This window comes from Kitasatospora sp. NPDC048239, assembly GCF_043202015.1.
In the GTDB taxonomy this organism is placed as follows: Bacteria; Actinomycetota; Actinomycetes; order Streptomycetales; family Streptomycetaceae; genus Kitasatospora.
Window position 1 is genome coordinate 55974 of the sequence record NZ_JBICZP010000011.1, and the last position, 7549, is coordinate 63522.

The window sequence follows — 7549 nt, forward strand, 5'->3', positions numbered from 1 at the left end:
ACGGTAGAAGCGGGACGTCAGAGTCCTGTTGAGGGAGCGTCTCATCGGTTCATCGGTCACGTCAGGGTGCCGCAAAGACCGTCTCGGTCCGGTATCGGCGACCCGGCGTTGACAGCGTTCGACGAGGCGCACCATAATCCCGTGATCGATCACGTGAGCGTTCACGGGGCGGGAGGGTCTCCTTGGGTGGGGTTGGGGCGGACCCGTTGCGCGGGCTGGTCCGCGAACGGTGGCGACTGTTACGGCTGCTCGGCCTGGCCCGGCGCGGGGACCGGATCGGACTCCTCGCGGCCGCCGGGCTGCTCGTCCTGGCCGCCCCGCTGACCGCGATGACGGCCGGCCGGCTGGTCGGTGCCGTCGCCCGGGCCGGAGAGCCGACCGGCTCCGCGGGATCGACAGGCTCTGCCGGCTTTACGGGCTCTGCGGGCACCACCGAGGCGTTCCTCGCACTCGGCGGCCTCCTCGGCACGATGCTGCTGTTCCAGGCCTCCTCCACGGTCCAGCAGATCTTCGAGCAGCGGGTGGCCTGGGCCATCGACGGCGGCGTGCGCCGAAGGATCCGCGAACTGGCCACCGCTCCACGGGAGATCAGCCACCTGTCGGAGCCCGGCTTCATGGCCGATGCCGCCCGGGCGACCGACCTGGGGTTCACCTGGCGCACCCGGTCCGCGGGAACGGCCACCACCGGGCAGGTGCACCTCCTCGCCCGACTCGTCGGCACGGTCGCGGCGACGGCCGTCCTGGCCTGGCACCTGCCCCTGCTCGCCCTGCCGCTGCTGGTGGTGACGATGCTCAACCGGGCCGTGGTCCGCAAGCAGTGGGTCCACCTCGTGGCGGTCGAGGACGACGCGATCCCCGGTGAACGGAAGACCGAGTACTGGTCGGAGGTGGCGGCCGGCCCCACGGCGGGCAAGGAGGTCCGGCTGTTCGGTCTGGCCGGCTGGATCGTCGAGCGCCGCCGGGCCGAGCACCACGCGTGGATGTCGGTCCGCTGGGCCGCCCGGCGGGCCGTCGTCCGCCGGCAGACGGCGCCCATCGTCCTGACCGCGCTCTCCGCCGCCTGCGCCCTCGTCGTCCCGGGCGTCGCCGCCGCCGGAGGCCGGTTGGACGCCGGCGAGCTGGCGACCTGCCTGGTCGCGGCCATGACGGTCTGGAGCATGGGCGTACTGCTCGGCCAGGACCTGGACCTCGCCCACGGCCTCGGCGCCGTCCGGGCCCTGGACCGGCTGGAGCACGCCCGCCCGGCGCCCCGCCGGGACGCGGCGCCCGCGGTCGGACCGGTCGCGGGCGCCGTCCGCTTCGAGGACGTCTCCTTCGGCTACCCGGGTACCTCCCGGAAGATCCTCGACGGCCTGGACCTGGAGATCCGCCCGGGCGAGGTGCTGGCCGTGGTCGGGGCCAACGGCGAGGGCAAGACCACCCTGATCAAGCTCCTGGCCGGCCTGCACACCCCGACCCGCGGCCGGATCACGGTGGCCGGCACCGATCTGACGGAGCTGGACATCGAGGACTGGCGCCGCCGGATCGCCGTGGTCTTCCAGGACTTCCTGCGGTACCCGGCGTCGCTGCGCGACAACGTCGCGCTGGCCGCGCCCGAGCGGCCCGCTGACGATGCCGCCGTCCTGCGGGCGCTCGACCGGGCCGGCGCCGGGCCGCTGGTGCAGACCCTCCCGGACGGGCTCGACACCGTGCTGTGGCGCGGCGGGGAGGCCGGCCGGGACCTCTCCGGCGGCCAGTGGCAGAGCCTGGTGATCGCCCGCGCCCTGTACGGGGTGGCGCACGGGCGCCGCCTGGTCGTCTTCGACGAGCCGACCGCCAATCTCGACGTCCGGGCCGAGACGGAGTTCTTCCAGCGGGTCGTCACCGCCATCGGGGACGCCTCCGCCGTGCTGATCTCGCACCGGCTCTCCACGCTCCGGCACGCCGACCGGATCGTCGTCCTCCGTGACGGGAGGATCGTGGAGTCCGGCCGCCACACCGACCTCCTGGACCGCGACGGCGTCTACGCGGCCCTCTTCCGGCTCCAGTCGGAGCACTTCGACACCGGGGCGGCCGCGTCATGACCAAGCGACTGCGCACCGCGCGGCACCTGTTCCTACTCGGGCTGCGCGCCGACCGCGGCGGCGTGTTCCTGGTCGCCCTGCTGATCCTGGCGGCCTCGGCCTCGCTGGCCGGCACGGCGGCGGCGCAGCGCTGGATCGTGCAGGGCGCCGGGCGGGGTTCGACCTCGGCCGTCCTGGCGGCCGCCGCACTCGGCGTCGCGGTGATGACCGCGCAGAGCGCGCTCACCAGGCTGCGCCAGCTGCGCTGCGCGGACCTGGGCGAGCTGGTCGCCCGCGACCTCGACCAGGAGGTGCTGGCCGCGGCGGCGGACGTGCCGACCATCGCGCACCTCGAACACCCGGAGTACGCCAACCGGTTGACCCGGCTGCGGCAGGGCACCCGGGACATGGCCGAGACCTGCTGGTTCGCCGCCGAGACGGCCGGGGCGGTCCTGGGGCTGGCGCTCGGGGTCTGGCTGCTGGCCCAGGTCGATCCGCTCCTCCCCGCGGTGATGCTCGCGGCCGCGCCGATGCTCTACTGCACCTCCCGGGCCCGGCGGCTGGTCCGGGAGGCCCGGGACGCCTCGGCCCCGGCGGCCCGGCTGGAGCGGGAGCTGCACGAACTCTGCACCCGGCCGGCGCCCGCGGGCGACGTCCGGGTGGCCGGCAGCGCGGCCGAGCTGGACCGGCGTGCCGCGGAGCTCTGGACGGGGGCCGGGCAGGCCGAGTCACGGGCCCGGATCCGCGGCCTGCGGTGGGAACTGACCGGCTGGGTCTGCTTCTTCGCCGCCATGGCGGCCGCCTTCGCGGCCCTGGTCCGGCTCCGCGAGGAGGGCCGGGCCACGCCCGCGGACATCGTCATGCTGATCTCGCTGATGGGCCAGCTCACCCAGCAGGTGGCCATCGCCGTGTACGGGGCCGGTCGGCTCACCGAGAGCGCCCGCACGATCGACCACTACGTCTGGTTCACCGAGTACGCGGCCCGGGCCCGCCGGGGCTCCGCGGCGCCGCCGGACCGGCTGACCCGGGGCATCGAGCTCCGGGGCGTCACCTTCGGCTACCCCGGGTCCGACCGCCCGGTACTGGACGGTGTCGACCTGCGGATCGCCCCGGGCACGGTGGTGGGTCTGGTCGGCCTCAACGGCGCCGGGAAGACCAGCCTGGTCAAGCTGCTGACCGGGCTGGCCGAACCGACGTCCGGCCGGATCCTGGTCGACGGGACGGCGCTGTCGGAGCTGGACCCGGTGCAGTGGTCCGCGCGGTGCACGGCGGTGTTCCAGGACTTCGCCCGGTTCCAGACCGTGGTCCGGGAGGCCGTCGGCCTCGGCGACCTGCCGCGGATCGACGATCCGTCGGCGGTCCGCGCCGCCATCGACCGGGCCGGCGCCACGGCGCTGGTCGCCAGGCTCGCCGACGGTCCGGACACGCGGTTGGGCCCGGTGTTCGACGGCGTCGAGCTGTCCGGGGGCGAGGGGCAGAAGCTCGCCGTCGCCCGCGGACTGATGCGGCGCGACCCGCTCCTGTTCGTCCTGGACGAGCCGACCGCCGCGATCGATCCGGCGGCCGAACACGAACTCTTCCAGCGGTTCGCCCGGCAGGTACGGGAAATGATCGCGGACCGCGGCGGAATAGCGATTCTCATTTCGCACAGGTTCTCCACCGTCCGCATGACCGACCGGATAGTCGTGCTCGACGGCGGCACCATTGTCGAGGAGGGCTCCCATGACGAACTCATGAACGCATCGGGTCGTTATGCCGAGCTCTACCGGCGGCAGGCGAACGCCTACGCGGTCTGAGGCGGGCCCAAAAGCCCCAGCTCAAAGCAGTCCTGTCGGCTCGTCAGCAGGAAAATCGCGACGCCGGGCCCCGGCCATGGGGTAGCCTGTGCGCAGGAATTCCGGGATTCGATCCGGCCGATCCGAGCGGTCGGCGGCGGCCTCCCGAAAGGCCCGGCCGGGTAATTCCGGCCCCCTGGAACCGCAGGGTTCCACGACAACCGAAAAGTCCCACTGGCGTCGATCCGGCCATCACCGGGGAGCCTCCGGAAGAAACGGGCCCGAAGGCCCGGACTAGAACCGGACGGGTGCGGCCCGTCACAGCCGCCTACGAGAGGTCGCCCACCCGTGGGCGGCAAGCGGGGTGGTACCGCGGCGTCCCGGACCGGGCCGTCGTCCCCGTGCCAGCAAGGTTCGATCCCGCTGCACGAGGAGCAACACCATGGACGACCGTCCCGGCACCGCCTACCCCGCCGTCCCGGCCCATCCCTCCTTCCCCGCACTCGAACGCGAGGTGCTCGACTTCTGGGCGGCCGACGACACGTTCACGGCATCGGTCGAGGCGCGCCCGGCCGGCGAGAACGGGAGCAACGAGTACGTCGTCTACGACGGCCCGCCGTTCGCCAACGGCCTGCCGCACTACGGCCATCTGCTGACCGGGTACGTCAAGGACGCGGTGCCGCGCTACCGGACGATGCGCGGCAGGCGCGTCGAGCGCCGGTTCGGCTGGGACACCCACGGGCTGCCTGCGGAGGTCGAGGCGGAGCGCCGGCTCGGCATCAAGCACAAGTCCGAGATCGACACGATGGGCGTCGCGGCCTTCAACGACGCCTGCCGCTCCTCGGTGCTGCGGTACACGGCGGAGTGGCGCGACTACGTGACCCGCCAGGCCCGCTGGGTCGACTTCGACCACGGCTACAAGACCCTCGACCTCTCCTACATGGAGTCGGTCATGTGGGCGTTCAAGCAGCTCTGGGAGAAGGACCTGGTCTACTCGGGCTTCCGGGTGCTCTGGTACTGCTGGCGCTGCGAGACGCCGCTGTCGGCCACCGAGACCAAGATGGACGACGTCTACCTGGACCGGCAGGACCCGGCCGTCACGGTCGGGCTCCGGCTCTCCACGACCGGGACCGCAGCCGGGCCGGATGCCGGACCGGACAGCGGACCGGACAGCGGGCCCGTCGCCGGGTCGGACGACGCGCTCGACGGGGCCTACGCGCTGATCTGGACGACCACCCCGTGGACGCTGCCCGCGAACCTGGCCGTCGCCGTCCACCCCGACATCGACTACGTGCTGGTGGAGACCGACGCCGGGCACGGCGCGCGGCGCTACGTCCTCGCCGAGGCCCGAGTCCCGCACTACGCACGGGAGTTGGGCGAGGAGCCGACGGTCCTGCGCCGGCTGAAGGGAGCCGACCTGCTGGGGCTCTCCTACACCCCCCCGTTCGACTTCCTGACCGGCCGGGAGAACGCCCACCGGGTGCTGGCCGCCGACTACGTGACCGTCGAGGACGGCACCGGGCTGGTGCACCTCGCGCCGGCCTTCGGCGAGGAGGACAAGGCCGTCACCGACGAGGCCGGCATCGAGGTGGTGATCCCGGTCGACACCCGAGGCGAGTTCACCCCCGACGTGGCCCCGTACGCGGGCATGCAGATCTTCGACGCCAACAAGACCATCATCCGGGACCTCCGCGACGGGGCCCCGCACGCCTCCGGTGTGCTGCTCCGCCACGAGACCCACGACCACCCGTACCCGCACTGCTGGCGCTGCGCCAACCCGCTGATGCAGCGCGCCGTGGACTCCTGGTTCGTCCGGGTCACCACCGTCCGCGACCGGATGGTGGAGCTCAACCAGCAGATCGACTGGGTGCCTTCGAGCCTGCGCGACGGCCAGTTCGGCAGGTGGCTGGAAGGCGCCCGGGACTGGAACATCTCCCGCAACCGGTACTGGGGATCGCCGATCCCGGTCTGGGTCTCGGACGACCCGCGGTACCCGCGGACCGACGTCTACGGCTCGCTGGACGAGCTGGAGCGCGACTTCGGCGTGCGCCCCACCGACCTGCACCGGCCGCACATCGACGGGCTGACCCGGCCCAACCCTGACGACCCCACCGGGCGTTCGACGATGCGCCGGGTCCCCGAGGTGCTGGACTGCTGGTTCGAGTCGGGGGCGATGCCCTTCGCCCAGGTGCACTACCCGTTCGAGAACACCGAGTGGTTCGAGGACCACTACCCCGGCGACTTCATCGTGGAGTACAACGGGCAGACCCGCGGCTGGTTCTACACCCTGCACGTGCTGGCGACGGCCCTGTTCGACCGGCCGGCGTTCTCCTCCGCGCTCGCCCACGGCATCGTGCTGGGCGACGACGGCCAGAAGATGTCGAAGTCCCGGCGCAACTACCCGGACGTCAACGAGGTGTTCGACCGCGACGGCTCCGACGCGATGCGCTGGTTCCTGTTCGTCTCGCCGATCCTGCGCGGCGGCAACCTGGTGGTCACCGACCAGGGCATCCGGGAGGGCGTGCGCCAGGCGATCCTGCCGCTGTGGAACACCTGGTCCTTCCTCTCCCTCTACGCCGGGGCGGCGGGCCGGCGCGGCGTGCGGCGCACGGACAGCCCCGACGTGCTGGACCGGTACGTGCTGGCGCGCACGGCCTCGCTGGTCGACGACGTCACCACCGCGATGGAGGCGCTCGACCTCGCCGGCGCCTGCGAGCGGATCCGCGACCACGCCGAGGTGCTGACCAACTGGTACGTCCGGCGCTCCCGGAAGCGGTTCTGGGACGCGGACCCGGACGCCATCGACACCCTGCACACCGTGCTGGAGGTCACCGCCCGGGTGGCCGCGCCCGTCCTGCCGCTCACCACCGAGCAGCTCTGGCGGGGGCTCACCGGCGGGCGCTCGGTGCACCTCACGGACTGGCCCACCGCCGACGAGCTGCCGCACGACCCCGAGCTGGTCGCGGCGATGGACCGGGTGCGCCAGGCCGCGTCGGCCGCGCTGTCGCTGCGCAAGGCCCGCGGCCTGCGGGTCCGCCTGCCGCTGGCGCGGCTGACCGTCGCGGCCGCCGACGCCGCCCGGCTGGAGCCGTTCGCCGACATCCTGCGCGACGAGATCAACGTCAAGGAGGTGCTCTTCACCACCGACGTCGACACCCACGGCCGGTTCGAGCTGGCGGTCAACGCCTCGGCCTGCGGACCGCGGCTCGGCCGGGACACCCAGAAGGTGATCCGCGCGGTCAAGGCGGGCGAGTGGACCCAGGACGGTGAGGGCCGGGTGACGGCGGCCGGGATCGAGCTGCTGCCGGGCGAGTTCACCGAGCGCCTGGTCGCCTCCGACCCGGACGAGAGCGCCGCCCTGCCGAACAGCACCGGGCTGGTCGTGCTGGACACCGCGGTGACGGCGGAGCTCGCCGCCGAGGGCCTCGCCAAGGACGTCGTCCGGCTGGTGCAGCAGGCCCGCCGCGACGCCGGCCTCGACGTGTCCGAGCGGATCGCGCTCACCCTGGACGCCTCGGACGACGTGCTGGCGGCGGTGCAGGCCCACGAGGCGTTCCTGGCCGCGGAGGTGCTGGCCACCTCCGTCGCCTACGCCGAGGCCCCGGAGCCGACGCTGGTCGGCGCGGTGGCGGACGGCGGCCAGGTGAAGGTCCGGGTCCACCGGAGCTGACGGCCGGGCGGCCCGGGGGGCGGGGCACCACGCACCCGCTCCCCGGGCCGCCTCCGGACCGG

At 73.4% G+C, this 7549-nt stretch carries 3 protein-coding genes; all 3 read left to right on the forward strand.

Annotated features, from left to right (window positions below):
- Positions 1-182: 182 nt before the first annotated feature.
- A complete protein-coding gene (locus tag ACGFZP_RS26800; RefSeq protein ID WP_392937764.1) occupies positions 183-2063 on the forward strand; it encodes an ABC transporter ATP-binding protein in 1881 nt (626 codons plus the stop codon).
- Complete coding sequence (locus ACGFZP_RS26805) at positions 2060-3838, forward strand: ABC transporter ATP-binding protein (RefSeq protein ID WP_392937766.1); 1779 nt, start codon at positions 2060-2062, stop codon at positions 3836-3838. The genes ACGFZP_RS26800 and ACGFZP_RS26805 overlap by 4 nt, the downstream gene beginning before the upstream one ends.
- Positions 3839-4259: 421 nt before the next feature.
- Complete coding sequence (ileS, locus tag ACGFZP_RS26810) at positions 4260-7487, forward strand: isoleucine--tRNA ligase (protein ID WP_392937769.1); 3228 nt, start codon at positions 4260-4262, stop codon at positions 7485-7487.
- Positions 7488-7549 lie beyond the last annotated feature (62 nt).